Here is a 26708-nt window from a genome sequence, read left to right as displayed (position 1 = left end):
TCTCCGCGTCGCGCAAGCTGGAGCAGTTCGTCCTGTCCAGCCAGGAAGGCCCCACACGCTGTCCGATCTCGCGATGGCCGACCGCATCTGCCTGCTGGAGCCCGCCAGGCCCGCCTGGATCGGCGACCGCCTCCGCGTCCCACGGGTGCACGTGTCCGAGGCCTACGGGCTCGATCTGGACGCCTGCTGGCCGCACCTGTGGCTGATCGTGCCGCAGGAGAGCCGGACCGCGGTGGAGGCCGCGCGCGACTCGCTGGCCGCCGCCGCGCGCCTGACGGGCTGGTCCGCGCTCTACCTGCTGCTGGCCGTGTGGTGGTGGCCCGGCGCGGTCATCGCGGGCCTGTTGTTCGCGACCGCGTGGTCGCGTGCGCGGATGGCCGCCGCCACGCTGGCGGACCTGGCGGAGGCGGTCGTCGACCTGCACGTCGGTGACCTGAGTGACCGGCTGGCCCCAGCCCGTCAGGCCGAACCCCTCACCGGCCGCGCACTGACCAGCCTCCTTCGCAGAAGCCGCTGGGACCCCGATTATCCGGGCGGGTGGAGCTCCGAGGGCGGTTAGTCGCGGAGAGTCCTGGGCACTCGCAGCGGCGACGTAAGGAGCAGAAGGATGGGGAAGCGTCAGTGCCGCCGCCACGGTCTCGCCGCGCTGGCCGTGGGAGTGGCCGTGTCCGGTTTCACCGCCGCCTGCGGCGGAGACCACGAACCTCTCGGCTCCGGGGCCGTCGCGACCGCCACGCCGGGGGCGCATCGGCCTCAGCGGACGTCCCCCCCTCCCTCCTCCGGCTCCGCTGAGGACCGCGAGGCCGTACGCTTCGCCCCTCGGGTCGTCGCCCATGCGAGCAAGGCCCGGGTGCATTCGTCGCTGCTGATGGCGATCCTGCTGAACGAGTCGAACAAGCCGCACGATCCGGCGCTGGAGCGGGCCTGGCAGAAGCTCAAGCCTGACGCGGCCTTCGGCATAGCGAACATGCACAAGGCCGCCTTCGACGAGGCCAAGCGGGGGCGCGACTTCGCCGCCCGGCAGTGGGAGGAGCTGCCCGACGACCCCGATCTGGCCATCGAGTCCGCGGCCTGGTACCTCCACGACCTCGCCGGCCACCTGCCGGCCAAGTGGCGCACCCCGTACACGAAGGACGAGCTGCTCGCTCTCGGATACAACGCCGGGCCGGGCAACATGCGGGCGTTCGCCCGGGGCGCGAAGCTGGGGCAGGAGGCCCGGTCGTACCTGGAGCGCCTGCGCGGGAACTGGCCCGCGGCGCAGGACGCCGTACGGCACCTCCGGTAGCCCGTCGAGCGGCTTCCGGAGCTCCGGGTGGCCGGCGCCGCCAGGGCGCCGTGGCCCTCCCGTCCTTCGGCAGGCCGCCGAGCCCTGCGTCCCAGCCTTACCCGTCGCCGAGCGCCGCGTCGAGTGGCGTAGATCGTACCTTCCACGATGACGTCGGCCATGAGCATTCACCGCGTGGAGGCCGGGGCAGCCGGGCTGCGAGTCGGGCAACGCCGACATGAGTGGGTGGTGAGTAGGACCGGGAGCTAACGGACCGGCAGCGCAGACCTGGGGCCGAGGTTCAATCGGGTGCCGTAGGGGGGATCTTTAGGGCTGCCTGGGGTTGCTAACGGCTACATGATCGGGTTCAAACCGCTAACGCCACGCTAACGAACGATCAAGGGCCTGACCGCTGTCTCCAGCGATCAGGCCCTTGACCTGCAACTACATGGTCGGGGTGGCGGGATTTGAACCCACGGCCTCTTCGTCCCGAAGCAATCAAGATCGGGGTGGCATTTCGGCCTATAGCGCGTCTGACCTGTGATTTCAGTCCAGCAAGATCCGGCGCTGTCCGGGGCTGTCCGCGGCCGTCGTCACTCACTTCGTCACTCAGTTCTGCCAGCATTGCGGCTGGAGGTGGGCACCCTTTGGCGACGGATTGAAAGCTGATCGACCCTGCGCACATGGCCTCTGAACGGGGCCAAGCTGTCAGCGCCCTTGCCTTTCGAGGGCTTGTTGGTCGGCGAGCCATGCGTCGTGTTCCGCTGTGATGCGGGCGTAGTCCTCGGGGGTGTACTCCTCGACTTCGGTCCTCTCTGGGAAGTCTTTAGGGAAGAGAGGGCATCGCACGCTGCGCGACATGATGCCTACCAGGAAGTCCGTCAACGACCCTGGGAAGTGCCACCATGTTGCCCCGTCGGTGACCACGACCGTCCACGGCGAGGGATCTGTGGTGGTGAGCCATAGAAGATAGTCACCGTTGTCCGTGGCGCCCCAGGGGTACAGTCCTTCCGGCTCGGGATAGAGCGGGAAAGGCGGGGCTTCGATCTCCTCGCCTTCGTCGTTCACCAAGTCGATCGTGCCCCATTCCTCGATCAGCGGACGAAGCTGGTTGAGCCGGGCGATGACTCCTTGCCTCTCCTCGCCCGCCGCGTCAGGGCGGGAGACGTAGAGGAAGTTACTGAGCCGGATGTTGGCGTACCGTGCCGCCCACTCCTTGTAGTCATCGGGGAAGACAAGGGCGGTCTCCGCCTCGATAGCGGCCCAGTCCACCAAGGGCGCCGGCTTGCGAGGAGGCCCGATGATCGCCGTGAGGTCAGCGAGGCTCGCCATCGCTGCCCCTTTCTTCACGAGTAGGTGAATCTGACTGATCGCGTTCTTCAGGAGCGGTGACGAAGCTGCCCATGCCGGGCTCGGTGTGGATCAGACCGTCTGCCCTGAGGGCTCGCATGACCTTCTGGCCGGTGGCGTTCGCGATGCCGAACTCTTCGATCAGAGCGATGAGTGATGGGATGCGCTCGCCAGGCTTGTACTCGCCGGAGGCGATACGGGTCTTGATGATCTCGTACACCTGCCGCCACCTGGGCTGATTGGCCTTGAACTCCACCACGCGAGCAACGGTAGGAAGCCACCGCGTGCCGTGGCGATGGACAGCACGCTATAGCGTGCCATAGCTTTCTTTGCCTACGATGCAGCTCATGGGCCTGTGAGAGGAGAGCGGAATGAGCGGCGAGAAGACGGCGAGTGTCCCTGTCCTGACCGTCAGCGGCTTGCGGGAGGCGTTCCCCGGCTGGAGCATCTGGCGAAGCTCAGCGGGACGCCTGTGGGCCACGCGCAACGGCCACCTGACGAACGAGGACTACAACCGCGGCCTATGCCAGACCGTCGACGGCGATGACGTGGGGCAACTGGCTGAGGAGCTTCGCCGACAAGCCGCGCTGACTGTCGCTGTGCCCAACAGCGAAGCGCGGTGCCCTGGCTCTCGGAACAGCTCGCACTGAGCGGCACCACGTGGACGCGAAACTGCGGGCCTCCTACGTGTCCCGGCGGACCTGATGGAGGAGCCCGATTGCCCAGGTCTCTCGCCGCACCTCCGCTGCGCTGTACCCGAGCCGGAGAAGCTGCTCTGGGTCTCTCAACCTCGCGGGCAGTACCGGGTCGTGGACTACACCTGCGACTGCGAAGCCGTGTTCTATGAGCTGATCTCCTGTGGCGGCATCTACCAGATTCACAAGGTGGTGCAGTCGGAACCACCCGAGCACTCCTACGCGGGCGGCTGGCGGCCTGGCGAGGCTCGTCTCTGGTGGCATTCGGTCCTGCTGGGCCGAGTTCGCTAGCGATCGCCTCGTACGCCGTCGTCCCACCGCGAAGCGGCAGCGGGCCGGGGACGAAGGAGCAAGCCCGGCCTCGCGTGTACCTGCTCCCGGTGACCTTCCGTACTCGCTGGTTGTCCTGCCCGCACGGCCGGGCTTGCGCCGTAGGAGCCGGTCTGCTGGGCTCTGCCTGGGGCGACGGTGGGCGAGGCGATCAGCCCCGCCACCTACGGCGCGTGCCCTTGCTCGGCGATCACCTCGGGGCCGGAGTGCCCCCGCCGGAGGCATCTCCCCTGCTCGGCCGTTTATGCCACCACGCTGAGTCTCCTCCATCGTCAAAGCTTCCGTCTACAAGGCAGGACATTTCAGGACGCTCCTCGACGTCGTGCAGCGGCAGCAGCGGGGCGGCCACACTTCTACGCCGTCAACGGGCATCCTTGCCTGGCCCTCAACTTCTTGCGCTCATCCTGCTCAGCACCATCAGGATGAAGTCCCTTTCGGAGTTCCTAGCAACGTCATAGTGTGTGTCTTAACATGCTGAGGATCAGCCCGAGGAAGGGGAAGAAGTGAGCGGACAGATGGACGAGCTTGAGTTGGGACTCGAGACTACGCGCGATATTGAGGAATCCGAGAAAGAGCTAGATTCAGAGTATGATGTAGACCCGGTGGGGTTCTGGGAGGCAAAGCAGAGGGATCTGTTGACGAGCGTCCTGGACTACAATCTTCGGTCGCTTACCGACCTTGTCCGGAACAAAAAAATTGATCTTTCTCCTAATTATCAGCGCCGAAATCGCTGGGATGACGACCGCAAGTCTCAGCTCATCGAGTCGTTCCTGATGAATGTGCCAATCCCTAACATCTTTCTCAATGAGGATGCTTATGGTCACTACTCTGTTATCGACGGCAAGCAGAGGCTAACAGCAATCAGCGACTTCCTGTTTGGGCGCTTTAGCCTCCAAGGGCTGACCGTCTTCAGCGAAGCAAATGGCCTAACTTTCGATGAGTTGCCTACGACGTTTCAAACAATTCTCGAAACCAGGGCAAACCTCAGGGCTGTGATTATCCTTCGGCAATCGGATCCTGATATCAAATATCAGGTATTCCAGCGGCTGAACACCGGGGGTATCCGGCTGAATCCGCAAGAGATCAGGAATAGTGCGTGGCCTGGCTTGCTGAACGACATGATCTTAGAAGAGTCTGTCAGTAATGAATTCCATCGCCTACTCGGTATACGTGACAAAAATCGGTCTGCTATCTACAGAGAAATGAGGGACGCTGAGTTCGTTCTTCGTTACCTGACCTTCAGGAAGAATTGGAATACCTTCTCGGGAGGGATGGGGCGAAAGCTAGACTCCTTCATGGCCGACCACCGCGACATGTCAGCGCATGAGGTCGAGGAGTGCCGTGCGGCCTTTCGTTCCGCCGCCAGAAAAGCTCGAGCCGCTTTCGGTGATTGCGCGTTTCAACGGTGGTCGCCTGAAAAACAGCAATGGCGCCGGCAGGTGCTCGCTTCGCTGTACGACGCAGAAATCTTCGCGGTAGCCGACTTCTCGGAGAACGCCCTTCGTGGCGAGAGGGGCGGAATTATCGAAGGAGTCAAAGAACTTTTTGAGAACTCGATGTTCAGGCGTGCTGTTGACGCGGCGACCAACACACCGAGCTACTTCCGAGATCGTATTTCTATGATGCAGGATATGATCGCTAAAAAGGTTGGCTGAGGCAATGTCAGGTGCCCTGGCGACCCTCGAGGCGGGGGCGCAGTCTGTGCGTGCTCTCATCGGGTTAGAGTCGATCTACCCGGACCCCCCCGATAGCCTTGACCTACCTATTGTTTCCGCACTGAGAGGTGCATGTACTGTTCTGACGGTCGCCTCATTCGAGAAGTTCCTCAGGGATCTTTTCGAAGAACAGCTAGACCGACTAAGGACCGCTAAGGTCCCGATGCAGGCCCTCCCCAAGAAGCTTCAAGTTGAGGCTTCTTTCGCTTCTTTAGAGCTGGCTCTCAAGGGCGACCACACTACTAAGGGGTTAGAGCGAGAGTTGCGTCTCGAGCATGTACTTGCGGCGGCTAAACTGCTAGCTCGCGACAGCTTCGATCCGAAAGCGCTGTCCTCAACAAATAGCAATCCCGACGCTGCATGCGTTAAGCGCATGTTCAAATCCGTTGGGCTAGCGGATATCTTCGTGAAATGCAACGAAGAGTTTCTGAGGATGTGGGGCAGGCAGGAAGTTTCAGGCTTTGAAAGTCAAAAGCTCGACAGCATTCTAAACTCTCGACACCAGGTTGCTCACACTGCGCAGGCCATGCATATCTCTCGTCCTGAGCTGAGCTACAATCTTCGTTTTGTCGAGGTGCTAGCAAGAGTATTACATGGCGCCTTAGGCCAGTATATTGAGGAAATCATCAATGGTGCCTCGGTGCAGCTGATATAGGAAGTTTGCCTTCGTGGTATGGGGGCCGGCGGTGGCGCGTGTGTGGTTGGCGGGTTCGGTCGGTACGGCGTGGCGCTGGTTGCGGTAGGGCGGCCCGAGCCGCCGACGTCCGGGACCGGCCGGAGAGCCGCACGCCCGGACGGCGGGCGGGCGTGGGGCCGCCAGCGGCGGCGCGGAGCGCCGTCGCCTTGAACCAGTAAAGAAACTTTGAGCCACCTACACCCGAAGGGCTGCGAGCCCTCCCGGTTCGGCGGTGTGGTGGTCGCTGACGGGTGCGGCTTCGAAGCGGTCGCCGGGGGCTTCGATCTCGGTGAACTCCAGCGGGCGGCCGTGCTGGCTGAGCATGACCCGGCGCACGACCAGCAGGGGCGTGCCGATCGGCTCCATGCCGAGATCCTCGTAGGTTTCGCCGTAGGGCATGCGGGCGTGGACGGAGGTGGTCCAGCGCAGCGGACCGTGCTGCCGCTCCAGGTGGGCGTAGTAGTCCTCGGGCTCGACGTGGGATTCGATCTCCCGGCCTGAGCCTTCGCCTTTGATCGTCGCGACTTGGTCGGCGAGTGCGTACGAGGACAGGTGGATGCGGGCGCGGGTCTTGGTGTGCTGCCAGTAGGCGTAGCGGTAGACGACCATCGTTCCGCGGCGTACCGCCAGGATGTCGGCTCGGTTGCCCTCGGCGGTCATGAACAGCGCCGAGTTCGGGGTGACCTTGCTTTGGGCGCGTTCGGCTTCGCTGGGGACGGTGACGTGTTCCCATCCTTGCTTCCCGGGGTCGTAGGCCGGGCTCAGCAGGTCCTCGTGGTCGGGCGAGCCGGTGAGGATCAGGCGGCGGTCGGGGGTCGGGCGGACGAATGTGCCGCGTCCGTGGGCGACGGTCAGTAGTCCCTCTCCGGCGAGCTGGGCGATGGCCTTGCGGATGGTCGGCCGGGAGGTGGCGTACTCGTTGGCGAGGAATGCCTCTCCTGGTAGGGCCTGGCCGGGTTGGTAGTGGTCTTCCAGCACGTCGTTGCGCAAGAGGTCGGCGATGATCCGCCAGCGGGCGGCTTCCTTCTCCTCGGCCATGTGTCGTTGTCCTTCTTCTCGTCGTTGATGTCTTTACAAGAGGTAGCACGTGTTAGCTAACATGTCCATGTGACCGAAGACGTAGCACGTCTTGGACTACCTGTCGGCAACGAGGTAAGGAGGTCAACGATGAACGAGGAGGCAAACCCGGCGTCCACGAACGGACCGGACGCCCACCCCGAATGGCTCACCGACATGGTCCGGGTCCTCAACGACCCCGGCTATGAGCGGTGGCGCTCCATGGTGGCGGCAACCGGTGGTTGCTCCCACCCCGTGCACTTGGCCGGTGAATCGCACGTGATCGACGCGGCGACCGGCGAGGTTCTGCACTCCTACCGGACGGCCGACGAACCGTCCGGGCACCTGCTGGTCGCGTGCGGGAACCGCCGCGCGTCGGTCTGCCCCGCGTGCTCGGAGGTTTATCAGGCCGACACCTACCGACTCATCCGGGCGGGCCTGTCCGGCGGCAAAGGCGTGCCGGAACAGGTCAGCGAACACCCTCGTGTGTTCGCCACCCTCACCGCGCCGTCCTTCGGGCCGGTCCACACACTGCGCGGGCGTAACGGCAAGACGCTGCGCTGCCGCCCCCGCAAGAACGGTGGCACCTGCTCCCACGGGAACCCGGTGGGCTGCCCGGAGGTCCACGGCACGGGTGATCAGCTTCTCGGGCAGCCCATCTGCCCACAGTGCTACGACTACCCAGGTGCGGTGCTCTGGCAGGCGCATGCGGGCCTGCTGTGGCACCGCTTCACCCTCGGCCTGCGTCGGGAGATGGCCAAGCTCGCCGGGATCAGCCGCACCTCTTTCGCGCGGCAGGTCCGGCTGTCGTTCGCCAAGGTGGCCGAATATCAGCGGCGCGGCCTGGTCCACTTCCACACCGTGATTCGGCTCGACGGCCCGCAGGGTCCGGCCGACAGGCCGCCCGCGTGGGCGACCACCGACCTGCTCAGCGAGGCGATACCGCTGGCCGTCCGCGCGGTTCACATCTCCACGCCGGACAGCGAGATCGGCGCCCGCCTGCTCGGCTGGGGTGACCAGCTCGACGTTCGCCCCATCCTCCTGTTCCGAGACCTGGACGGCCTTAGCGAGGAGGCGGTGGCGGGCTACATCGCCAAGTACGCCACCAAGGGCGCGGAAGCCTCCGGGACCGTCGATCACCGCCTGTCTTGCGGTACGTGCGGCGGCCGGGGCCGTCCCTCTGGGTGGGGCCTGCTGGTCACCTGTGCCCGCTGCAAGGGGACCGGTCTCAAGCCGGGGCTCGACCTGGAAGCACTTCCCGTCACTGACCACGCCCGGCGCATGATCCGCACCTGCTGGGACCTCGGCGCGCGGCCGGAGTTCGCGGGCCTCCGGCTCCGGCCCTGGGCGCACATGCTCGGCTTCCGGGGCCACTTCTCCAGCAAGAGCCGCCGCTACTCCACTCGCCTCCTCGACCTCCGGCAGGCACGCACCGACCACCGCGCCAAGGAGGCGCGCGAACGCTACGGCCTGCCCGACCCCGGCGAGGAGACCACGCTCGTGCTCGCGCACTGGCGATTCGCCGGCAGCGGCCACACCCCCGGAGAAGCCGTTCTGGCCGAACAGCTCCGCCAGCGCATCGAACTCGCCCGAAAGATCGCCGCCCAGCGGACGGCCGAATGACCGAACCCGGGAGCGACGACCGGCGGCTCTACCGCGTCACTGACGCGATGCGCCTGCTCAGCCTGAGCCGCAGCGTGATCTACGAGCAGATCCGGGCGGGCCGCCTGCGCACCGTCCGCCAGGGCCGTACCCGACTAATCCCGGCCGCGGCCATCGACGCCTACATCTCCCTACTCGAACAGGAGGCCAAAGCACCATGACCACACGACGCAGCCGGGGAGACGGCGGCCTGCACTGGGACGAACAGCGGCAACGCTGGATCGCCTCCGTAACGGTCGGCTACACCCCCGCCGGAAAGCGCATCGTCAAGAAGGCCAGCGGCAAGACAAAGACCGAAGCCAAGGCCAAGCTCAAAGAGATACTCCGCGACTACGAAGACGGCCTCGCTATCGCTCCGGCTGATTACACGGTGGAGCGCGCGGTGAATGACTGGCTGACCTACGGGCTCAATGGGCGCGACAAGGGCACCGTCACCGCCTGCACGATCTTGTGCAATACCCACATCATTCCCGCGCTGGGGGCTCGAAAGCTCCGGGACCTCAGCGCGGAAGACGTGGACAAGTGGCTCGCCGAGAAGGCGAAGACCCTGAGCACGCGAACCCTGCAAGGGCTTCACTCCTGCCTGAACCGGGCGATCAAGCGAGCGATGGCGCGCGACAAGGTCAAGCGAAACGTGGTGGCGCTCTGCTCCGTCCCCAAAGGCAAGGCGGGCCGCCCGTCCAAGGCCCTCACGTTCGCTCAGGCGGAGGCCGTACTCAAGGCGGCCGAGGGCTCACGGATGTACGCCTACATCGTCCTGTCCCTGCTTACGGGAGCACGGACGGAAGAACTCAGGGCGTTGACGTGGGATCACGTTGATATGGACGGTGACTCGAACGCCAATCCGCCTGTGCCGCCGCACGTGGCCGTCTGGCGTTCTGTGCGAGCCGGGGGCGACACCAAAACACGCAAATCGCGCCGGACTCTCGCCCTGTCCAAGCGCTGCTTGGACGCGTTACAGCGCCAGAGGGAGCAGCAGAAAGGGGAGCGGGAAGCCGCGGGGGAGAAGTGGCAGGCGAACAACCTCGTGTTCGCATCCAAGGTCGGGACCCCACTCGATCCCTCGCACGTACGGCGCGACTTCCGCAACGCCATCAAGGACGCCGAGGGGGTGAACCCCGCCGAGTGGACACCCCGAGAGCTCCGGCACAGCTTCGTCTCGCTGCTCTCGGACAACGGCCTTCCCCTGGAGGAGATCTCCCGCCTCGTCGGCCACAGCAGCACTGCTGTCACAGAGGCCGTTTATCGCAAGCAGATTCGCCCTGTTCTCCAGTCTGGTGCCGTAGCAATGGATCGTATCTTTGATTAGGGCGTCCGAAATGCATAAAAAAGAGCCTGCAACTATATCAATTGCAGGCAGAGAGTATCTGAATGACGGTCCAACATCTAGGATGGGGCGAACATCCGTACGAGCCGGAGCCCTGTATAGGTTGCCGCCCCAGGGCTCGGCTCCGAACGAAAGGAGCCCTCCTATGGAGGATGACTCTTCTTCTAACTACCCGCACACTACCGCAGACGCTAGATGGATGTACAGGTACTTAGCTGCTCTGGTGCAGATCACAGTGGGTAGTAAGCGCCTGCTGCTCCCCCTCGACGGCCAGGCTGCGCGAGCGGCGTTCTCGTCCGCGCTGCTCATCACGGGGATTCAGTCGCTGGCCCTGCCCCCGTTCGCTGCGCTCTTTGGGATCTTCCTGGTCATCTACGCGCTGGTCAGTAGGGCTTAGTCACTCACTTAGTCACTCAGTAACGCAGAAGGCCGGTTCCGATCTTCGGAACCGGCCTCTCAGCTGGTACTACATGGTCGGGGTGGCGGGATTTGAACCCACGGCCTCTTCGTCCCGAACGAAGCGCGCTGCCAAGCTGCGCTACACCCCGGTCGCTTGGACTTTTCGTCCTGCGCCTCGGCAAGTCTAGCGGACTTTGCGGCCGCTTGTGCCATCGGACGCGACCGGCCGGCGCGGGACGAGGGTCAGGAGGGTCGCCTCGGGCGGGCAGGCGAAACGCGCGGGCGCGTACGGGGAGGTGCCGAGGCCGGCCGAGACGTGCAGCCAGGAGCTCTCGTGCCTGCTCAGGCCCTTGACCCGGGCGCGGTCGATGCCGCAGTTGGTGACCAGGGCGCCGTAGAACGGGATGCAGAGCTGGCCACCGTGGGTGTGGCCGGCCAGGAGCAGCTGGTACCCGTCATCGGCGAAGCGCGACATGTTGCGTGGCTCCGGTGAGTGCATGACGCCCAGCCGGAGGTCGGCGTCGGCGGGAGCCGGGCCGGCGATGTCGTCGTAGCGGTCCCGGTCGATGTGGGAGTCGTGGATCCCGCCCACGTGGACGTCGAGGTCGGCCACCTTCAGGCGGGCCGTCGTGTTGTTCATGTCCAGCCAGCCGGCCTCCCGCATCGCGGCGCCGAGCTCCTCCCAGGGCAGGTTCGGCACGTGCTGCCGGGAGTCGCCCTTCGACGTACGCCAGAGGTAGCGGACGGGGTTCTTCGGCCGGGGGGCGTAGAGGTCGTTGGAGCCGTAGACGAACAGGCCCGGCCGGTCGAGCAGCGGATCCACGGCACGCATGTACGCCTCGACCGCGTCGGGGTGCGCCAGCGTGTCGCCGGTGTTCACGACGAGATCGGGGTTGAGCGACGCCAGCGACCGCACCCACTTGATCAGCCGGTCGCGGCGGGGGGTGAGATGCAGATCGGAGATCTGCAGGATCCGGACCGGCCGCTGCCCGGGAGCGAGAACGGGGACGTCGAACCGGCGCAGCCGGAACCAGTTCCGCTCGATCACGGCGGCGTAACCGGCACCGGCGACGCCGAGGCCGAGCACTGACAGGGGAATCGCGGCGGCTTTCCTCACACAGCCATGATGCCCGACCTTCGCGCTCCCTCCCGCATAACCTGGCGAAGACCGGGCCCTCGGCACGGCAAGATGGGACGCATGAGTGCGTTGAAGGACAAGCTGAAGGCCGACCTCGCGGCCTCGATGAAGGCTCGTGACGAGGTGCGCCTCCGGACGATCCGGATGGCGCTGGCGGCCGTGAACGTCGAGGAGGTCGCCGGCAAGGAGGCCCGCGAGCTCAGCGACGACGAGGTGGTCAAGATCCTGACCCGCGAGGCCAAGAAGCGCCGCGAGGCCTCTGAGGCGTTCGCGGGCGCCGGCCGGGCCGAGCAGGCGCAGGCGGAGCTGGACGAGCAGGCGGTGCTGGAGGAGTACCTCCCCGCCCAGCTCAGCGACGACGAGCTGAACGCGCTCGTCGACGAGGCGATCGCGGAGAGCGGGGCACAGGGCCCCAAGGCGATGGGCCAGGTCATGAAGGTCCTGAACCCGAAGGTCGCGGGCCGGGCCGAGGGCGGCCGCGTCGCCCAGGCCGTACGCGCCCGTCTCTCCGCCTGACCTCCGCGACACCGGGCCGGGCGGCCTCCGCCTGAGCGCCCGGGAGACCGGAGCGCCCGGGAGACCGGAGAGTCCCCGTACGCCGATGGGCCGCCCCTCTGGAGAGGAGCGGCCCATCGGAAGGGGAGCCGGTCGGAGACCTCAGTTGAAGGGGTCGAACGGCTGGTTGCCGAACGGCCGGTCCGGCCCGCGGCCGTTGCCGCCGCCGCGCCCGCCGTCACCGCCACCGCCGGGACCACCACCGGGGCCACCGCCATGGCCGCCGGGCTCCGACTTGGGCTTGGGCGGGGGCGCGCACTGGTGGGCGCAGCCGCCGAACCGCGACATGTCCGGGTTGGTGAACGACGACTTGTCCACGCCCTTGAGCGCCGACAGGAACGTCGCCTTCCAGATCGGTCCTGGGATGGTGGCGCCGAAGACCGAGCCGTACGTCCGGCCTCCCATCACCTGGCCGGGGAGCGGATAACGCATCGGGCCGCGCGGGTCGCCGAGGCTGACGGCGCCCGCGAGGTCGGGAGTGAAGCCGGCGAACCAGACGGTGCGGGACTCGTCGCCGGTGCCGGTCTTGCCCGCGGCGTCCCGGCCGATGCCGCCGACGGGGGACATGGTGCCCTTGGTGAACACGCCCGACAGGATGTGCGTGACCGCGTCCGCGACCTCGGTCTCGATGGCCTGCTTGCAGGACGGCTTGAACGAGGTCACCTTGTTGAAGCGGTCGGTGATTTCGGTGATCGCCATGGGCTTGCAGTACTTGCCGCGCGCCCCGATGGCCGCGTAGGCGCTGGCCACGGTCACCGGGTCCATCTCGTTGAAGCCGAGCGTGAATGTCTGGAACTCGCGCAGTTTGCCGCCGTCGGCCCGCTTGATGCCGAGGTCCTTGGCGGTCTTGACGACGTCACAGAGCCCGACCCGCTGCTCCAGGGCCATGAAGAAGGTGTTGACCGACTTCCAGGTGCCCGTCTGCAGGGTCAGGAACCCGCCGCTGCCGCCCTCGGAGTTGTGCTGGACGCCCCGGGGGTCGCCGACGAGGTTCCCGTTGCAGTCCTTGAACGCCGAGGGGCCGCTGGCCTGGAAGGTCGCGCCGGTGTTGATGCCGTCGTTGAACTTGTAGCCCTCTTTCAGCGCGGTGATCAGCGTGAAGACCTTGAACGTCGATCCCGCCTGGAAGCCGGCGCCGCCGCCGTGCAGCGCGTCGGCCACGACGTTGATCGACATCTCGTTCTTCTTCTTGCTGGTGCCGAACTTCCGGCTGGCGGCCATCGCCTTGATGGCGCCCGTGCCCGGCTCGACCAGCGCCTCGGAGGCGACCGGCTTGTCGGAGGGGTGGACGTACTTCTTGATCGCCTTCTCGGCGGCCTTCTGCATCTTCGAGCTGAGCGTGGTCCTGATCGTCAGGCCGCCTCGCGCCAGGAAGTCCTGCCGGGCCTTCTTGGACTTGCCGAACTGCGGGTCGTTGAGGATCTCGTTGCGCACGTACAGGCAGAAGTACGGGTAGCCGCTCTCCTCGCAGCCGCCGGGGATCTCCTTGTCCTTCCACCCCAGCTTCTTCTTCTTGGCCTCGTCGCGCTCGGCCTCGGTGACGATCTTCAACTCGGCCATCCGGTCGAGCACGACGTTGCGCCGGGCCAGCAGCCGGTCCCGGAACGTCTTGCCCCGGTTGGGGTCGGTGGCGTTCGGGTCCTGTACGGCTCCCGCCAGCGTCGCGGCCTGGGCCAGAGTGAGCTCGGACGCGTGCTTGCCGAAGAAGCGCTTGGAGGCGGCCTCGACGCCGTACGCGCTGGCGCCGAAGTAGGCGATGTTGAGATACCGGTTGAGGATCTCGTCCTTGCTGTACTTCTGCTCCATCGTCATGGCGTACCGGATCTCGTTGAGCTTGCGCCCCACGGTCGGCGCCACGGCGGCGGCCTTCTCCTCGTCGGTCTCCGCCTTGTTGAACAGCACCTGCTTCACGTACTGCTGGGTGATGGACGAACCGCCCTGGGTCACCCCGCCCGTGGTGATGTTCTTGACCAGCGCGCGGGTCGTGCCCTCCAGGTCGAGCGGGCCGTGCTCGTAGAAGCGGAAGTCCTCGATCGCCACGATCGCCTTCCGCATGATCGGGGCGATGCGGTCCATCGGGACCGACTCCCGGTTCTCGAAGTAGAACTGGGCGAACGGCTTGCCGTCCGCGTCGAGGAGTACGGTCTTCTCGGGCAGTGGCGGTTCGTCGAGGTCGGCCGGCTTGAGGCTCAGGGTCTCGATACCGGACTTGACCGAAACGCCCGCCCCGCCCACGGCGGGTAGTGCAATCGCCGCCGCCAGCACGCCCGCGACTCCCGCGGCGCCCACGAGGCGCAGGACGGCGGCTGACCGAGATGCCAGTGTTTTACCGTGAGCTTGCACGGAACCAAGGGTACGTCCGTTTGGTGCCTCACCAGGCATCGGCCTCACGGCTCGGCATTACCCCGGGGAGGGGGGACTAGTCATTCCCGGCCACATGGCCTGACTTGACCATGTACGAATTTGGTCCCCCCGGGGTATGTCGGATCGATCGTTTCGTTGCGTACGTTCTCCTCTGCGGCTACTGCAATACAGGAGGCCCGACGCCCGCGCCCGTCGGCCGAAACAACGACTGACCACCTAAGGGGAGTGGGGTCGCACATGTGGATCACGGATTGGACCTCCCGTGCCGCCTGCCGAGGTGCGGATCCTGACGCGCTCTTCGTGCAAGGCGCCGCCCAGAACCGGGCGAAACTCATCTGCCGTGGATGCCCCGTCCGTACCGAATGCCTCGCCGATGCGCTGGACAACCGCATCGAGTTCGGGGTGTGGGGCGGGATGACGGAGCGGGAACGCCGCGCGCTGCTCAGGCGCCGGCCCGATGTGGAGTCCTGGCGGGACCTGCTCGAGTCCGCCAAAGAGGAGTACGAGCGGACCAACGAGTTGATCGCCGGCTGACCGGCGGCCGGCCTCCTCCCCGAGGGGCGCCGGACGTCACGACGCGAGGAGCTGCCCGATCTGGCGAAGTCCCGCCAGATCGTGCACGTCCTCCGGCATCGCGGGCACCTGCGCGATCGGCACCGTGGGATGGGCCGACGTGAAGTGCTCCCGCTGGCGCTGCTCCCGTGCGGCGAGCTGCATCCTTCCGGCGTGCAGCCGCAGTACGGCCGCGGTCAGCTCGTGCTCGCCCCGGGCCTCCAGGTCCTCGGCGGCGGCGGAGCTCCGGGCCGCGGACAGCGAGGGCGCCGGCGACCGGTGCACCCGGTTGACGACCAGCCCGGCCAGCGGCATGCGCTCCTCGGCGAGCCGTTCGACGAAGTAGGACGCCTCGCGCATCGCGTCGCGCTCGGGCGCGGCGACGACGAGGAAGGCGGTGCCGGGCGCCTGGAGCAGCCGGTACGTCTGCTCGGCCCGCTGGCGGAATCCGCCGAACACGGCGTCGAGCGCGGTGACGAACAACTGGATGTCCCGGAGCACCTGGGCCCCGATCACCTTCGTCAGGATGCCGGCGACCACGCCGAAGCCCGCGTTGAGCAGCTTGAACGCGCTGCGCCCGCCGGCCTTGGCGGGCGCAGTGAGGATGCGGATGAGCCGCCCGTCGAGGAACCGGCCGAGCCGTTCCGGCGCGTCGAGGAAGTCGAGCGCCGACCGCGAGGGCGGGGTGTCCACCACGATCAGGTCCCACTCGTTCGAGCGGCGGAGCTGGCCGAGCTTCTCCATCGCCATGTACTCCTGCGTGCCGGAGAAGCTGGACGACAGGGACTGGTAGAAGGGGTTCGTCAGGATCTGCTCGGCCCGCTCCGGATCGGCGTGCGCCTCGATGATCTCGTCGAAGGTCCGCTTCATGTCGAGCATCATCGCGTGGAGCTCGCCGCCGGTCTCCCCGCCGCCGTCGGTGCCGTCCACCCGCCTGGGCGTGTTGTCGAGCTCGGTCAGGCCCATGGCCTGGGCCAGCCGCCGGGCGGGGTCGACGGTCAGGACGACCACAGAGCGGCCGCGCTCGGCGGCGCGCAGCCCGAGGGCCGCGGCCGTCGTGGTCTTGCCGACGCCGCCGGAGCCGCAGCACACGATGATCCGGGTGTCCGGGTCGTCCAGAATCGCGTCGATGTCCAGCGCGGGCGCCGTCCTGGTCACAGCTCAGCCTCTCAGTCGGTGGGCGGGAAATCGGTCGGCGGGCGTCACACGGCGCCCTGGGCGCGCAGCGCGTCGGCCAGCTCGTAGAGCCCGGCCAGGTCGGCGCCGTCGGGCAGCAGCGGCAGGTCGTACCGCGGCGTTCCGGCCTCCTCCAGCTCCGCGCGCTCCCGTCTCTCCAGCTCCGCGCGCAGGGCGTGCTCGGCGACCTCCTCGGCGAGCGCCTCGGCGATGGCCGAGGCGCCGGCGGAGGCGTCGGCCAGCCCGGCGGCCTTCAGGCCGAGCGCGATCTCGGCGGCGTCGAACCGGCCCTCGGCGGCGGCCTTCAGCGCCCGCGCGGGCAGCAGGGCCGGGCGCACCATGTTGACGAACACCCCGCCGACCGGCAGCCCGGTCTCCCGGAGCTCCGCGACGCCGTCCAGCGTCTCCTGGACCGGCATCTCCTCCAGAAGCGTCACGAAGTGCACCGCCGTCTCCGGGGACGCGAGGACGCCCCTCACGAGGTCGGCGTGGTTCTTGATCGGACCGACCCGGGCGAGCCCGGCGACCTCCTGCGTCACGTTCAGGAAACGGGAGATGCGGCCGGTCGGCGGCGCGTCCATGACGACCGCGTCGTACGCCCTCCGGCCCAGCTTGTCGCGGCGCCGCACGGCCTCGCTGGTCTTGCCCGTCACCAGGACGTCCCGCAGGCCGGGGGCGATCGTGGTGGCGAAGTCGACCACGCCGATGCGGGTCAGCGCCTTGCCCACCCGCCTGATGCCGTAGAACATCTCCAGGTATTCGAGCATGGCCTCTTCGGGATCGATGGCCAGCGCGTACACGTCCCCGCCGCCGGGCGCCACCGCGATCTTGCGCTCTTCGTACGGCAGCGGAGGGAGATCGAACGCCTGGGCGATGCCCTGCCGTCCCTCGACCTCGACGAGCAGGACCTTGCGCCCGCCCGCCGCGAGGGCCAGCGCGAGCGCCGCGGCGACCGTCGTCTTCCCGGTGCCGCCCTTGCCGCTCACCACGTGCAGCCGCACGCCGTCCCAGTCGGTGTCACGGGTCTCCCCGCCTCCGCCGCGCCTGCTGGTCGGCTGACTCACCGTGCCTCCTCCGGCCGGCCGGCGAGATCGCCTCCGCGGATCGTCGCGCGGTAGTTCCCGTCGGCGTGCCTGCTCCACTCGCCCACGTGAGGAAGGCTACCCAAGGCTCACCTGCCGATTCGCGCCGGTCGTCCCCGAGCGCGGAGAGGCTGTGCCTCGATAGCCTTTGCCCATGACCAAGTGGGAATACGTCACGGTGCCGCTGCTCACCCATGCCACGAAGCAGATCCTGGACAACTGGGGTGAAGACGGGTGGGAGCTCGTCTCCGTCATCCCGGGGCCCAACCCGGAGCAGCTGGTCGCCTACATGAAGCGGCCCAAGTGATGGCCACTCCGGAGGAGCGCCTCGCCGAGCTCGGGATCACGCTGCCCGAGGTCGTGCCTCCGCTGGCCGCGTACGTGCCGGCCGTACGGACGGGCGGCCACGTCCACACCTCGGGCCAGCTTCCGCTGGTGAAGGGCGAGCTGAGCGTCACCGGCAAGGTCGGGGCGGAGGTCTCGCCCGAGGAGGCGAAGGAACAGGCGCGGATCTGCGCCGTCAACGCGCTGGCGGCCATCCGGTCCGTCGTCGGCGATCTGTCGCAGGTCGTGCGGATCGTGAAGGTGGTCGGGTTCGTCGCGAGCGCTCCCGGTTTCACCGGGCAGCCGCAGGTCGTCAACGGCGCGAGCGAACTGCTCGGCGAGGTGTTCGGCGAGGCGGGGCGGCACGCGCGGAGCGCGGTCGGCGTGGCGGTCCTGCCGCTCGACGCGGCCGTGGAGGTGGAGGTCGTCGCGGAGGTCCGCTGACCGCCGCAGGATGGCCGTCGGAGACCCGTCGATTGCGGTCACGGGACGGCGTACGGGAGCATGGGGCCGGTCGGACCGATCCTTGTTCTGGTTGGGAGGGCTCCATGGGGTTTCCGCTGCCGGGTCATCTCGGCGAGCGGGCGCGGGAGATCCTGGCCGGCCGAATGGCTCCCGTCCCGGCCCGTGACGCGGCCACGGTGGTGCTGCTCCGCGAGGGCCCCCTTGAGGTGTATCTCCTCAGGCGGCACGCGACGATGGCCTTCGCGGCCGGCGCGTACGTGTTCCCCGGCGGGTCGGTCGACCCCAGGGACGCCGACCAGGCCGTGGCCTGGGCCGGTCCCTCGCCCGCCGAGTGGGGTGCGCTCCTGGGGACCGGAGAGGGCACGGCGCGGGGCCTCGTCTGCGCCGCCGTACGCGAGACGTTCGAGGAGTCGGGCGTGCTCCTCGCCGGGCCGGGCCCGCGGACCGTGGTGACCGACACCACCGGCGACGACTGGGAGGCCGACCGCCTCGCGCTGATCGCGCGCACGCTGTCGTTCGCCGAGTTCCTCGACCGGCGGGGGCTGGTGCTGCGGTCCGACCTGCTCAAGGCGTGGGGACACTGGATCACCCCGGTCATGGAGACCCGGCGGTTCGACACCCGCTTCTTCGTGGCCGCGTTGCCGTCCGGTCAGCGTACGCGTGACGTGGGCGGCGAGGCGTCCGAGGTGGCGTGGATGCGTCCCGGGGACGCCCTGGCCGCCGCGCGGGACCGTACGGCGTTCCTGATGCCGCCGACCTTGCGGACGTTGACCGAGATCGCCGCTTTCGAGACGATCGGCGATGTGTTGTCCTGTTCCCGGTCGGTCACGACCATCATGCCCGCCCCCGCCGAGGTGGACGGCCGGATGGTGCTGGTGATCCCCGAGGAGATCCCCGAGGCGGGGAGGGCGGGCGCGTGAGCGGCCTGCGCATTCCCCTGGACGGCGCGGAGGGCCCGGACGGGGCGGGTACGGCGACCGCCGTGAACGTGCTGGCGCCCAACCCGTCGCCGATGACCCTCGACGGCACCAACACGTGGATCGTCGGCGGGGCGGACGCCGTACTGGTCGTTGATCCTGGCCCGGACGACGAGGCGCACCTGCGGCGGGTCGCCGAGCGGGTGGACGGCCGCCGGGTGACGGCCGTACTGCTCACGCACGGGCACGCCGACCACAGCGAGGGGGCGGGCCCGCTCGCGCGCCTGCTCGGCGCTCCGGTGCGGGCGCTCGACCCCCGGCACCGCCTGGGCGAGGAGGGCCTGGACGACGGCGACGTCGTCACGGCGGGCGACGTGGAGATCAGGGTCGTCGCCACGCCGGGGCACTCGTTCGACTCGCTGTGCTTCTGGCTGCCCGGCGACCGGGCGATGCTCACCGGCGACACCGTCCTCGGCCGGGGGACGACGACGATCGCCCCCGACGGGGACCTCGGCGACTACCTGCGCAGCCTGGACCGGCTCAGGCAGGGCGCGGAGATGCTGGAGGCCACCGCGTTGCTGCCCGGCCACGGCCCCGTCCTGCCCGATCCCGCCGGGGTCCTGAACGCGTACGTCGTGCACCGCCGGATGAGGCTGGAGCAGGTCCGCGAGGCGATCCGCAGGGGCGCCAGGGACGCGCGGGAGATCGTGGAGATGATCTACGCCGACGTCGACCCGGCGCTGTGGCCGGCCGCCGAGATGTCGGTCGCGGCCCAGCTCGACTACCTCAAGACAACCCTCTAGCGAGAGCGGTTGAAGAGCCGTTCCCTGTCCATGATCACGACGGCCTTGGCCTCGATGCGCAGCCAGCCGCGCTGGGCGAAGTCGGCGAGTGCCTTGTTGACCGTCTCGCGCGAGGCGCCCACGAGCTGGGCCAGCTCCTCCTGCGTGAGGTCGTGGTGCACCCGGATGCCGTCGTCGGTCTTGTGCCCGAAGCGGTCGGCGAGGTCGAGCAGCTGCTTGGCGACCCGGCCGGGCACGTCGGTGAAGACGAGGTCGGCGAGCACGTCGTTGGTGCGGCGCAGCCGCTGCGCGAGGGCACGCAGCAGGTGGAGGGCGACCTCGGGCCGCCCGGTCAGCCACGGGCGGAGGTCGTCGTGCCCGAGCCCGGCCAGGCGGACGTCGGTCAGCGCGATCGCCGAGGCGGTGCGGGGGCGGGGGTCGAACAGCGACAGCTCGCCGAACATCTCGCCCGGGCCGAGCACGCTGAGCAGGTTCTCCCTGCCGTCGGGGGCCGTGCGCGCCAGCTTGATCTTGCCTTCGAGCACCACGTAGAGCCGGTCGCCCGTCTCGTTCTCACTGAAGAGGGTGCGTCCCTTGGGCAGCTCCACCTCTGTGATGCTCGTACGCAGCGCCGCGGCGCTCTCGCGGTCGAGCGCGGAGAACAGCGGCGCCTTGCTCAGTACTTCCTCGGTGCTCACGGTGCCTCCTTGCTGCGGGCGCGCTCGGTCGCCGGCTCCGTGCTAGCCATTGTGACCCACACCCTTCCCGGCGCATTACGGGGTGTCCTGTTGCGTCGTACGAGCGCCGGCCCCGGCTCGCAGTCGTGTGCGTCGCGCCTGGCGAAACTAGACAATCTTCGCGAAACCTATTCTTACGCCCATCCCGCGCTCGACCGGCTCGGGCGGCCGGCCGTCCCCCTACGGGCACAGTGTATTGCGCTGCGTACGGACAAATTGGCAAATACGGGCAGCATATGCGGCATGTATGACAAGGCGGTCGACCCGGCGGGACGGGAGGTGGGCGGTCGCCGGAGGGCCTACGCTTGCGGCATGGCGACGAACCCGGCCGTGAACACGGCTGTCCCGCGACGGCGCCGACGCGAGGCCGAGACCCGCCTGGGCCTGGTGCGGCGAGCGCGGCGGATCAACCGGATCCTGGCCGAGACCTACCCCGACGCCCACTGTGAGCTGGACTTCGGCAATCCCCTGGAGTTGCTGGTCGCCACGATCCTCTCGGCGCAGTGCACCGACAAGAGGGTCAACATGGTCACGCCGGTGCTCTTCGCCAAGTACCGGACGGCGGCCGACTACGCGGGCGCCGACCGCGCGGAGCTCGAAGAGATCATCAAGTCGACCGGGTTCTTCCGGGCGAAGGCCAACAGCATCATCGGAATGGCGCAGGCCCTCTGCGAGAGCCACGAGGGAGAGGTCCCCGGCAGGCTCGCCGACCTGGTCAAGCTGCCCGGCGTGGGCCGCAAGACGGCCAACGTGGTGCTCGGCAACGCCTTCGACGTGCCCGGGATCACCGTCGACACGCACTTCCAGCGGCTGACGCGGCGGTTCGGCTGGACGGCCGAGACCGATCCCGTCAAGATCGAGCACGAGGTCGGGGAGCTGATCCCGAAGCCGGAGTGGACCATGCTGTCCCATCGGCTGATCTGGCACGGTCGCCGCATCTGCCACGCCCGCAGGCCCGCCTGCGGCGCGTGCCCTCTCGCCGAGCTCTGCCCGTCGTACGGCACCGGTCCCACCGATCCGGAGGAGGCCCGCAAGCTTGTGAAGGCGGGCCCGTTCTCCTGACGTCTCCCGGCCCCGGTGGCGGTGAGCCCGGTGAACGGCGCCTCCCCGGCGCGTCCCCGATGCCTCTCGGCGTCCTCGGTGCGCCCCCGGTGGAAAGCCGGTCGGGAAAGCGGCGGGAGGCCGGCGGGAAGTTCGCGCCCACGCCGATGGTTGTACGGCACACCCGGCCGGCGCATGTCCGCGTGCCCGGCCGCCCCGACGATGTGGAGGTGGTCGTGGTGGAGGTGGTCGCGGCTCCCGACTGGCTGACCCGGCTCGCCGCGAAGGCCGCGCACAGCCCTGTCCCCACCGCGCTGCGGCCGCCCGCGAACGGCGCCGGTCGCTCGGCGGCGGTCCTGCTGCTGTTCGGCGAGGGGCCGCAGGGCCCGGACATCCTGCTGATCCAGCGCAGTTCGAAGGGCCGGGTGCACGCCGGCCAGCCCGCGTTCCCCGGCGGCGGCGTCGACCCCAGCGACGACGGCCCGGTCGGCGCGGCCCTGCGGGAGGCCGGGGAGGAGACCGGCCTCGACCCCGCCGGCGTCGAGGTCGTCGGCACCATGCCCGAGCTCTACATCTGGCACAGCGACAACCGGGTGACGCCGGTGCTCGGCTGGTGGCACACGCCGTGCGCCGTGCACGCGGCCTCTCCCGACGAGGTCGAGACCGTCGAGCGGGTGCCGATCGAGGAGCTGGTGGACCCCGCCAACCGGCTGCGGCTGCGTCACCCGCGCGGAGTGGTCCCGTCCGTGGCGTTCCGCGTACGGGGCCTGCTCGTGTGGGGTTTCACCGCCGGCGTGCTCGACGGCGTGCTGACCGCGGCCGGTTTCGAGCGGCCCTGGGACCGTTCACGGATCGAGGACCTGCCCCCCGAGGTCGTCGACCTGGCCGCGCGAGGCTGAGCTTCGCTTCGCGGGCGCGGCGTTCGGCGTCAGGCCGTTCAGGGACAGGCCGAGCGCGGCCCAGTCGGCGACGTCCTCGTCCGCGTCGGCCGCCAGGCGGCGCAGTGCCGCCAGTCCAGCGGTGTCGGGTGGATCGCCCATGACATGCGGAAGGGCGTAGGCCGCGCCGTACCTGACGGTGGGGTGCTCGTGCGCCGCGAGGTCGATCACGGACGGCAGCGCTCGCCCGTCGCGCAGATGGCCGAAGGCGATCAGCACGGAGTAGAGCACCCTCGGATCGTCCTCGTCCGCCGCCAGTGTGCGGAGCACGGGCAGCGTGCGGTCCCTCAAGGGATGGTCCCGGCCGAGCTCGCCGAGGATGTCGGCCCCCAGCACCCGCTCCGCGGGGTCCGCGCTCACGCAGAGCCGCCGGGCGAGGGCGAAGGTCTCCGGGTCGCCCCGCGCCTGCAGCGTGGTGATCGCCCGCCACCTGACCGGCCCGTCCGGGTCCGTGTCGGTGAGCGCGATCCTGATCAGCTCGTGCGCGGGCTCCCCGCCGCCGTCGCCTCGCCCCGCGGCCTCGTCCGCGGTGTCCTTCGCGTCCGCGGTGTCCTTCGCGTCCGCGGTGTCCTTCGCGTCCGCGGTGTCCTTCGCGTCTTCCGGGCCCCGCGCGCCGTCGTCGCGGTCCCCAGCCGCGGGTGGCCGTTCCGATACCCCCATGTCGTCACGATATCGATGAGACTCCAGGGACGCCCGCACGACGAATGGCGTGGCTGGATACCGTGGTAGCTGTGAGCGGCGATCTTCTGGATCTCATCCTGATCGGCCTGGTTGTGGCCTTCGCGGTATCCGGCTATCGGCAGGGATTCATCATCGGGGCCTTCAGCTTCATCGGATTCGTCGGTGGCGCCGTTCTGGGGATGTTCATCGCGCCTCCGCTGGCCGGGGCGATCGTGAGCGGCGACACCGAGCGGGCGCTGCTGGCGATCGTGATCGTCTTCCTGGCGGCGACCATCGGGCAGTTCGCGTCCTCGACCATCGGCGCCGTCGCCCGGAGCCACGTCACCTGGGAGCCCGCCCGGATGGTCGACGCCTTCGGCGGGTCGGTGGCCAGCGGGTTGTCGGTCCTGGTCATCGCCTGGCTCATCGGCTCGCTCATGGTCTCGATGAGCTTCGCGCTCATCAAGGAGCAGATCAACGGCTCACTGGTGCTGCAGACCGTCGACGAGGCCATCCCGGACGGTGTACGGGCCCTGCAGAAGCCGTTCAGGGACTTCGTGGAGACCTCCGACTGGCCGCAGGTCATCACCTCCATCGGCGGTCAGAACGTGGCGCCGCCGGACCAGACCCTGATCAACGCGAGCCCTTCCCTGGTCCGGGCCCGCCGGGCGATCGTCAAGGTGCAGGGCACCGCGCCGAGTTGCCGCAAGCGCATCGAGGGGACGGGATTCGTCTACTCCCGGCAGCGGATCATGACCAACGCCCACGTCGTCGCCGGGGTCACCGAGGGACTGCGGGTGACCGACTACCGCGGTGACCAGCACGACGCCCGGGTGGTCCTGTACAACCCCGAACGCGACATCGCGGTGCTGTTCGTCCCCGACCTCCAGATCGGCACGCTGCGCTTCGACACGGTCGCCAGAAGGGGCGACAGCGCGATCATCGCCGGATATCCGAAGGATCAGGGCTTCACCCCGCTCGCCGCGCGGATCAGGGTCAAGCAGCGCGCCGAGATGTACGACATCTACAACAAGCGGAAGGTCGAGCGCGAGGTCTACGCCATCCGGGGCAAGGTGCAGCCGGGCAACTCGGGCGGGCCGCTGCTGAGCCCGGACGGCAAGGTGTTCGGCGTGATCTTCGCCGCCGCGACCGACACGCCGGAGACGGGCTTCGCCATGACGGCCGAGGAGGTCCTGCCCGACGCCCAGGACGGCAGCCACGCGGTCGGCCCGGTGAGCACCGAGGGCTGCGACTGAGCTCACCACCCCACCACGCTCACCACAACCCGTCGCCATGAGCGGGGCGCGGGTGGGGCCGGCCGTCGGGTCTGCCTAGGACGCGGGCTTCTAGGGCTCGGCCGGGGTCAGGAGGGCGCGGACCGCGGAGATCGCCGTGCCGGCGCCGGCGTCTCCCTCGTCGATCGCGGTCGTGATCGCGTCGGCCTGTACGGCCAGAGCCCGCAGGTCGAGCCCGTAGGGCCGGGTGGATCCGTACGCGCCCAGGCGGGCGGAGCCACGGGTCAGCAGGGCGGCGGCGCCGGAGAGGTTGCCGCGCTGGAGGTGCGTGAGACCGACGCAGATCTGGGCCAGTCCCTGCCACAGCTCGCGTTCCTCGTCGGGGCCGGTCTTCCAGCGGGCCTCCAGCACCTCGTGCGCGTGGAACGGCCGTCCGTCGGCGAGCAGACTCCTGGCCTGCTCCAGCGCCTCCTCCGGGCCGGGGGCGTAGTCGTCGGGCACGCGGGGGACCCCTTCGGCCCCCCGGGGCAGTGGCCTGCCGTACTCGTCACGAGGGCGTGCGTTGCGGGGACGTCCCGCTTCGTCACGGTCACGCATGGTCTCTCCTCAGGGCGCGTGGGCGGTTCACGGCGACCGAAGGACCAGCGACCTTCCCGGCGGACGCGATAGATCAACCAAGAAGTTGGGCCACTTCAGGGCACATTTCTACTATCTTCTGCAAGATCACGGGTGGGGTTCCCGGCCCTTGGCCGCGGGTGGCACGCACGAACGGCGGGGGCGGGATCAGCGGTCGGGCTCGGGGTCGGCGAGCCAGGAGATCAGCTCGGTGTTGAACTGGCCGGGGCGTTCCTCGTGCGGGAAGTGCCCGGCGCCCTCGATCAGCCGCCACCGGTACGGCGCGGCGACGAATCGGCCGGACCCCTGGGCGGTCCGCGGCAGGACGCAGGGGTCGAGCGCGCCGTGCATCTGCAGCGTCGGGGCCTCGACCTCGGCGCGCATCTGCCGCGCGTAGCGGAAGCCGTCCGGGCGGATCTGCGAACGGGCGAACCAGCGGTAGTACTCCAGGGCGCAGTGCGCCACGGTCGGGATCCGCATCGCGTCGCGGTAGACGCGGGTCGCCCCGTCGCCCGGCCACTGCGGTCCGGCCCACCTGTCGATGATCCGCCCCACGGCGGCGCCGCTCCGCCGGGTGAGCTTCCGCTCGGGGAGGAAGGGAAGCTGGAAGCCCAGGCCGTACCGGCTGGCCCTGAGCTGGCCGAGCGGATCGGTGAACAGGGCGGCGCGCATGCGCAGCGGATGCGGCGCCGACACCGGGACCAGCCGTCGCACCACCTTGGGATCGAGGACGCTCATCGTCCAGCCGAGGAGGCCGCCCCAGTCGTGACCCACCACGATCGCGCTCGTCTCGCCCAGCGCCCGCACCAGGCCCGCCGCGTCCACGGCCAGCGTGGGCAGGTCGTAGCCGCGCGGCGGCTTGTCGCTGCCGCCGTAGCCGCGCAGGTCGACGGCGACGGCGCGGTAGCCGGCCTCGGCCAGCGCCGGAAGCTGGTGCCGCCAGGTCCACCAGAACTGGGGGAACCCGTGCAGCAGCAGGATCAGCGGCCCGTCTCCGGCCTCCGCCACATGGAACCGCACGCCGCCCGCGTACACGACCCGGTGCGTCCAGGGGCCGTCGGCCTCGATCAGCGACTCGTCAGTGGCCATCGCGGATGGACTCCCGGTGAGCGCCCACCTGCCCGGCCGTCGGGCCGGTGTAGGGCGGCGGTGCGGGAGTCTCGGCCGCCATGGCGGGGACGGGGGCCGTCTCCGGCAGCGGCGCCTCCGCCTCCTCGGGGCCCGCGAGGCCACGCAGGCTCCGCATGGTGCGCTTCATCCCGGCCAGCCCCTTGAGCCGGCGGTAGCCGACGAAGACCAGCAGCCCGGCCATCAGGAGGTAGAACACGGTGACGATGGTGAAGGCGAGCCAGGTGGCCAGCCCGAGCGCCACGAGGCCGTACGCGATCGCGAACGAGGCCAGGATCAGGCACAGGTGCCCGATGAAGGCCGCGGCGCCGAACATCCCGGCGGCGATCCCGACCCGTTTCGCGTCGAACTTGAGCTCGGCCTTCGCCAGCTCGATCTCCGACCGTACGAGGGTCGAGATGTGATGGCTCGCCTGGGCGACCAGCGCGCCGAGCGATTCGTCCTCGGGCATCAGCGATCTCCTATCTGCGACTATCAAACATCATCTCGTCTCCGTCCGCGCACGCGAACAGGAAGACCCCCGCC

The 26708-nt window shown here is 68.7% G+C and carries 29 protein-coding genes and 1 tRNA gene; 17 read left to right on the top strand and 13 right to left on the bottom strand.

The genetic code is table 11. From position 1 onward, the window contains the following. Window positions 1-73 precede the first annotated feature (73 nt). Window positions 74-559 (top strand): hypothetical protein, encoded by a 486-nt coding sequence (locus tag HHX33_RS01390; RefSeq protein ID WP_182872950.1) that lies wholly within the window; start codon window positions 74-76, stop codon window positions 557-559. A gap of 48 nt (window positions 560-607) precedes the next feature. After that, window positions 608-1285: a transglycosylase SLT domain-containing protein gene (locus tag HHX33_RS01385; RefSeq protein ID WP_182872949.1), complete on the top strand. Its 678-nt coding sequence runs from the start codon at window positions 608-610 to the stop codon at window positions 1283-1285. Between the two features lie 687 nt (window positions 1286-1972). Here the strand turns inward: HHX33_RS01385 and HHX33_RS01380 are convergent. Both HHX33_RS01380 and HHX33_RS01375 read right to left on the bottom strand, forming a co-directional pair. Then, the gene (locus HHX33_RS01380) at window positions 1973-2596 is read right to left on the bottom strand and encodes an SMI1/KNR4 family protein (RefSeq protein ID WP_182872948.1); all 624 of its coding nucleotides are present in this window, start codon (window positions 2594-2596) and stop codon (window positions 1973-1975) included. Further along, a complete protein-coding gene (locus HHX33_RS01375) occupies window positions 2580-2873 on the bottom strand; it encodes a winged helix-turn-helix domain-containing protein (RefSeq protein ID WP_310741165.1) in 294 nt (97 codons plus the stop codon). Before HHX33_RS01375 ends, HHX33_RS01380 begins: the two co-directional genes overlap by 17 nt. 112 nt (window positions 2874-2985) lie before the next feature. Between HHX33_RS01375 and HHX33_RS01370 the strand changes: the two genes are divergently transcribed. The 3 genes from HHX33_RS01370 (at window position 2986) to HHX33_RS01360 (ending at window position 6009) form a co-directional block, all read left to right on the top strand. Further along, the gene (locus HHX33_RS01370) at window positions 2986-3264 is read left to right on the top strand and encodes a hypothetical protein (RefSeq protein ID WP_182872947.1); all 279 of its coding nucleotides are present in this window, start codon (window positions 2986-2988) and stop codon (window positions 3262-3264) included. A gap of 890 nt (window positions 3265-4154) precedes the next feature. Continuing rightward, complete coding sequence (locus HHX33_RS01365; protein WP_182872946.1) at window positions 4155-5294, top strand: DUF262 domain-containing protein; 1140 nt, start codon at window positions 4155-4157, stop codon at window positions 5292-5294. Window positions 5295-5298: 4 nt separating this feature from the next. Continuing rightward, complete coding sequence (locus HHX33_RS01360) at window positions 5299-6009, top strand: HEPN domain-containing protein (RefSeq protein WP_259402014.1); 711 nt, start codon at window positions 5299-5301, stop codon at window positions 6007-6009. Between the two features lie 216 nt (window positions 6010-6225). On the opposite strand, the gene HHX33_RS01355 is transcribed toward HHX33_RS01360, so the two are convergent. Next, on the bottom strand, window positions 6226-7068 hold the full coding sequence (locus HHX33_RS01355) for a GntR family transcriptional regulator (protein ID WP_182872944.1): 843 nt from the start codon (window positions 7066-7068) through the stop codon (window positions 6226-6228). Window positions 7069-7197: 129 nt separating this feature from the next. On the opposite strand from HHX33_RS01355, the gene HHX33_RS01350 reads away from it, so the two are divergent. From HHX33_RS01350 to HHX33_RS35460, 3 genes are read left to right on the top strand one after another with little or no spacing between them, the layout of a single operon-like run. After that, a complete protein-coding gene (locus HHX33_RS01350) occupies window positions 7198-8709 on the top strand; it encodes a replication initiator (protein ID WP_182872943.1) in 1512 nt (503 codons plus the stop codon). Next, entirely contained in the window at window positions 8706-8909 is a 204-nt protein-coding gene (locus HHX33_RS01345; RefSeq protein WP_182872942.1) for a helix-turn-helix domain-containing protein, read from the top strand. Before HHX33_RS01350 ends, HHX33_RS01345 begins: the two co-directional genes overlap by 4 nt. Then, complete coding sequence (locus HHX33_RS35460) at window positions 8906-10057, top strand: tyrosine-type recombinase/integrase (protein WP_182872941.1); 1152 nt, start codon at window positions 8906-8908, stop codon at window positions 10055-10057. Before HHX33_RS01345 ends, HHX33_RS35460 begins: the two co-directional genes overlap by 4 nt. 489 nt (window positions 10058-10546) lie before the next feature. Here HHX33_RS35460 and HHX33_RS01335 read toward each other — a convergent pair. Both HHX33_RS01335 and HHX33_RS01330 read right to left on the bottom strand, forming a co-directional pair. Further along, window positions 10547-10623, bottom strand: a tRNA-Pro gene (locus HHX33_RS01335). Between the two features lie 35 nt (window positions 10624-10658). Continuing rightward, window positions 10659-11591 (bottom strand): metallophosphoesterase, encoded by a 933-nt coding sequence (locus tag HHX33_RS01330; protein WP_111700471.1) that lies wholly within the window; start codon window positions 11589-11591, stop codon window positions 10659-10661. 81 nt (window positions 11592-11672) lie between these two features. Here HHX33_RS01330 and HHX33_RS01325 point away from each other — a divergent pair, with 81 nt between their 5' ends. Then, on the top strand, window positions 11673-12128 hold the full coding sequence (locus HHX33_RS01325) for a GatB/YqeY domain-containing protein (protein ID WP_111700472.1): 456 nt from the start codon (window positions 11673-11675) through the stop codon (window positions 12126-12128). Between the two features lie 141 nt (window positions 12129-12269). Here HHX33_RS01325 and HHX33_RS01320 read toward each other — a convergent pair whose 3' ends face one another. Beyond that, window positions 12270-14456: a transglycosylase domain-containing protein gene (locus tag HHX33_RS01320; RefSeq protein WP_310741164.1), complete on the bottom strand. Its 2187-nt coding sequence runs from the start codon at window positions 14454-14456 to the stop codon at window positions 12270-12272. 312 nt (window positions 14457-14768) lie between these two features. Between HHX33_RS01320 and HHX33_RS01315 the strand changes: the two genes are divergently transcribed. Further along, a complete protein-coding gene (locus tag HHX33_RS01315) occupies window positions 14769-15065 on the top strand; it encodes a WhiB family transcriptional regulator (RefSeq protein WP_030506755.1) in 297 nt (98 codons plus the stop codon). Window positions 15066-15101: 36 nt separating this feature from the next. On the opposite strand, the gene HHX33_RS01310 is transcribed toward HHX33_RS01315, so the two are convergent. Further along, entirely contained in the window at window positions 15102-16241 is a 1140-nt protein-coding gene (locus HHX33_RS01310; protein ID WP_182872939.1) for an ArsA family ATPase, read from the bottom strand. A 44-nt stretch (window positions 16242-16285) separates the two neighbouring features. Then, window positions 16286-17323 (bottom strand): ArsA-related P-loop ATPase, encoded by a 1038-nt coding sequence (locus tag HHX33_RS01305; protein ID WP_310741163.1) that lies wholly within the window; start codon window positions 17321-17323, stop codon window positions 16286-16288. Between the two features lie 172 nt (window positions 17324-17495). Between HHX33_RS01305 and HHX33_RS01300 the strand changes: the two genes are divergently transcribed. The 4 genes from HHX33_RS01300 to HHX33_RS01285 all read left to right on the top strand — a co-directional run bounded on the left by HHX33_RS01300 (window position 17496) and on the right by HHX33_RS01285 (window position 19850). Continuing rightward, window positions 17496-17648, top strand: coding sequence for a DUF4177 domain-containing protein (locus HHX33_RS01300; protein WP_076440089.1), 153 nt, complete (start codon window positions 17496-17498; stop codon window positions 17646-17648). Then, window positions 17648-18109: a RidA family protein gene (locus HHX33_RS01295; RefSeq protein ID WP_182872938.1), complete on the top strand. Its 462-nt coding sequence runs from the start codon at window positions 17648-17650 to the stop codon at window positions 18107-18109. The genes HHX33_RS01300 and HHX33_RS01295 overlap by 1 nt, the downstream gene beginning before the upstream one ends. A gap of 104 nt (window positions 18110-18213) precedes the next feature. Further along, window positions 18214-19050: an NUDIX hydrolase gene (locus HHX33_RS01290; protein WP_182872937.1), complete on the top strand. Its 837-nt coding sequence runs from the start codon at window positions 18214-18216 to the stop codon at window positions 19048-19050. Next, a complete protein-coding gene (locus HHX33_RS01285; RefSeq protein WP_310741162.1) occupies window positions 19047-19850 on the top strand; it encodes an MBL fold metallo-hydrolase in 804 nt (267 codons plus the stop codon). The genes HHX33_RS01290 and HHX33_RS01285 overlap by 4 nt, the downstream gene beginning before the upstream one ends. Here HHX33_RS01285 and HHX33_RS01280 read toward each other — a convergent pair. Next, on the bottom strand, window positions 19847-20527 hold the full coding sequence (locus tag HHX33_RS01280; RefSeq protein ID WP_111700476.1) for a Crp/Fnr family transcriptional regulator: 681 nt from the start codon (window positions 20525-20527) through the stop codon (window positions 19847-19849). The genes HHX33_RS01285 and HHX33_RS01280 overlap by 4 nt on opposite strands. Window positions 20528-20878: 351 nt before the next feature. Here HHX33_RS01280 and nth point away from each other — a divergent pair, with 351 nt between their 5' ends. After that, window positions 20879-21628, top strand: a complete 750-nt coding sequence (gene nth, locus HHX33_RS01275) for an endonuclease III (protein ID WP_182872936.1) — start codon at window positions 20879-20881, stop codon at window positions 21626-21628. A gap of 182 nt (window positions 21629-21810) precedes the next feature. After that, entirely contained in the window at window positions 21811-22506 is a 696-nt protein-coding gene (locus HHX33_RS01270; protein WP_310741161.1) for a CoA pyrophosphatase, read from the top strand. Here the strand turns inward: HHX33_RS01270 and HHX33_RS01265 are convergent. Continuing rightward, window positions 22453-23205 carry a HEAT repeat domain-containing protein gene (locus tag HHX33_RS01265; RefSeq protein WP_220501363.1) on the bottom strand — a complete coding sequence of 251 codons (753 nt, stop codon included), beginning with the start codon at window positions 23203-23205 and terminating at the stop codon, window positions 22453-22455. The genes HHX33_RS01270 and HHX33_RS01265 overlap by 54 nt on opposite strands. A gap of 71 nt (window positions 23206-23276) precedes the next feature. Here HHX33_RS01265 and HHX33_RS01260 point away from each other — a divergent pair, with 71 nt between their 5' ends. Beyond that, the gene (locus HHX33_RS01260; RefSeq protein WP_182872935.1) at window positions 23277-24461 is read left to right on the top strand and encodes a MarP family serine protease; all 1185 of its coding nucleotides are present in this window, start codon (window positions 23277-23279) and stop codon (window positions 24459-24461) included. A 90-nt stretch (window positions 24462-24551) separates the two neighbouring features. On the opposite strand, the gene HHX33_RS01255 is transcribed toward HHX33_RS01260, so the two are convergent. The 3 genes from HHX33_RS01255 to HHX33_RS01245 form a co-directional block, all read right to left on the bottom strand. Then, entirely contained in the window at window positions 24552-25037 is a 486-nt protein-coding gene (locus HHX33_RS01255; RefSeq protein WP_111700481.1) for a DUF309 domain-containing protein, read from the bottom strand. A gap of 186 nt (window positions 25038-25223) precedes the next feature. Continuing rightward, window positions 25224-26144 carry an alpha/beta fold hydrolase gene (locus HHX33_RS01250; RefSeq protein ID WP_182872934.1) on the bottom strand — a complete coding sequence of 307 codons (921 nt, stop codon included), beginning with the start codon at window positions 26142-26144 and terminating at the stop codon, window positions 25224-25226. Further along, window positions 26134-26634: a phage holin family protein gene (locus HHX33_RS01245; protein WP_182872933.1), complete on the bottom strand. Its 501-nt coding sequence runs from the start codon at window positions 26632-26634 to the stop codon at window positions 26134-26136. The genes HHX33_RS01250 and HHX33_RS01245 overlap by 11 nt, the downstream gene beginning before the upstream one ends. Between the last annotated feature and the right edge of the window lie 74 nt (window positions 26635-26708).

The sequence above is a fragment of the Microbispora sp. H10670 genome (genome assembly GCF_014161385.1).
In the GTDB taxonomy this organism is placed as follows: Bacteria; Actinomycetota; Actinomycetes; order Streptosporangiales; family Streptosporangiaceae; genus Microbispora; species Microbispora triticiradicis.
Note: the sequence above shows the minus strand (reverse complement) of the source record. Positions and strands in the feature narration are given on the sequence as shown.

Excerpts from the sequence above, each read along its gene's own strand:
- HHX33_RS01245 (WP_182872933.1), bottom strand. The coding sequence starts at position 26,634 with ATGCCCGAGGACGAATCGCTCGGCGCGCTGGTCGCCCAGGCGAGCCAT.
- HHX33_RS01355 (WP_182872944.1), bottom strand. The coding sequence starts at position 7,068 with ATGGCCGAGGAGAAGGAAGCCGCCCGCTGGCGGATCATCGCCGACCTC.
- HHX33_RS01380 (WP_182872948.1), bottom strand. The coding sequence starts at position 2,596 with ATGGCGAGCCTCGCTGACCTCACGGCGATCATCGGGCCTCCTCGCAAG.
- HHX33_RS01325 (WP_111700472.1), top strand. The coding sequence starts at position 11,673 with ATGAGTGCGTTGAAGGACAAGCTGAAGGCCGACCTCGCGGCCTCGATG.
- HHX33_RS01360 (WP_259402014.1), top strand. The coding sequence starts at position 5,299 with ATGTCAGGTGCCCTGGCGACCCTCGAGGCGGGGGCGCAGTCTGTGCGT.
- HHX33_RS35460 (WP_182872941.1), top strand. The coding sequence starts at position 8,906 with ATGACCACACGACGCAGCCGGGGAGACGGCGGCCTGCACTGGGACGAA.
- HHX33_RS01265 (WP_220501363.1), bottom strand. The coding sequence starts at position 23,205 with ATGGGGGTATCGGAACGGCCACCCGCGGCTGGGGACCGCGACGACGGC.
- HHX33_RS01365 (WP_182872946.1), top strand. The coding sequence starts at position 4,155 with ATGGACGAGCTTGAGTTGGGACTCGAGACTACGCGCGATATTGAGGAA.
- nth (WP_182872936.1), top strand. The coding sequence starts at position 20,879 with ATGGCGACGAACCCGGCCGTGAACACGGCTGTCCCGCGACGGCGCCGA.
- HHX33_RS01290 (WP_182872937.1), top strand. The coding sequence starts at position 18,214 with ATGGGGTTTCCGCTGCCGGGTCATCTCGGCGAGCGGGCGCGGGAGATC.
- HHX33_RS01300 (WP_076440089.1), top strand. The coding sequence starts at position 17,496 with ATGACCAAGTGGGAATACGTCACGGTGCCGCTGCTCACCCATGCCACG.
- HHX33_RS01350 (WP_182872943.1), top strand. The coding sequence starts at position 7,198 with ATGAACGAGGAGGCAAACCCGGCGTCCACGAACGGACCGGACGCCCAC.
- HHX33_RS01295 (WP_182872938.1), top strand. The coding sequence starts at position 17,648 with ATGGCCACTCCGGAGGAGCGCCTCGCCGAGCTCGGGATCACGCTGCCC.
- HHX33_RS01345 (WP_182872942.1), top strand. The coding sequence starts at position 8,706 with ATGACCGAACCCGGGAGCGACGACCGGCGGCTCTACCGCGTCACTGAC.
- HHX33_RS01385 (WP_182872949.1), top strand. The coding sequence starts at position 608 with ATGGGGAAGCGTCAGTGCCGCCGCCACGGTCTCGCCGCGCTGGCCGTG.
- HHX33_RS01255 (WP_111700481.1), bottom strand. The coding sequence starts at position 25,037 with ATGCGTGACCGTGACGAAGCGGGACGTCCCCGCAACGCACGCCCTCGT.
- HHX33_RS01250 (WP_182872934.1), bottom strand. The coding sequence starts at position 26,144 with ATGGCCACTGACGAGTCGCTGATCGAGGCCGACGGCCCCTGGACGCAC.
- HHX33_RS01315 (WP_030506755.1), top strand. The coding sequence starts at position 14,769 with ATGTGGATCACGGATTGGACCTCCCGTGCCGCCTGCCGAGGTGCGGAT.
- HHX33_RS01370 (WP_182872947.1), top strand. The coding sequence starts at position 2,986 with ATGAGCGGCGAGAAGACGGCGAGTGTCCCTGTCCTGACCGTCAGCGGC.
- HHX33_RS01390 (WP_182872950.1), top strand. The coding sequence starts at position 74 with ATGGCCGACCGCATCTGCCTGCTGGAGCCCGCCAGGCCCGCCTGGATC.